Source organism: Proteiniphilum sp. UBA1028 (assembly GCF_002316955.1).
Lineage (GTDB): Bacteria > Bacteroidota > Bacteroidia > Bacteroidales > Dysgonomonadaceae > Proteiniphilum.
This window is the reverse complement of record NZ_DCEN01000049.1, coordinates 33,516-33,929: the sequence shown is the minus strand read 5'-3', so window position 1 is coordinate 33,929 and position 414 is coordinate 33,516. Positions and strand designations below refer to the sequence as shown.

Annotated in this window: 1 protein-coding gene; it reads left to right on the top strand. The window is 46.1% G+C overall.

Features of this window, described 5'->3' with window-relative positions:
- The coding region (locus tag B3Z75_RS08540; protein WP_294070167.1) for a hypothetical protein at positions 1-414 on the top strand (414 nt) is incomplete at both ends.

Here is a 414-nt window from a genome sequence, read left to right as displayed (position 1 = left end):
GAAAGCCTGCCGGCTAACGACATGTACAACCTGGGACGTGCTTATGATGGTTTGAGCAGAATAGCCCTGAAGCGCAAAAACTTTGACATTTCGCTGGGCTATGCAGAATCGGCTGCGGATATCTTTCGCAGAAGCAATCAAAAAGCAGCCGAGGCTATTGCCCTGCAAGGCATCGCCATGGTCTATTATACCAATCACAAAGATTATGCAAAAGCCAAAGAGTATGCATTAAAGGCATTGGAGCTGACCAGGGAGACAGGCTACCGGTCCGATTTTGCCGGATCGTTGAATATCCTGTCAAATATTTATTTCAACGAAAAAGATTATGAGAACTGTCTGAAAGCGGCCAAAGAAGCAATTGAGGCAGACACCACCGATGCCAATGTTGCCACAAACCTATATGCCAACATGGTA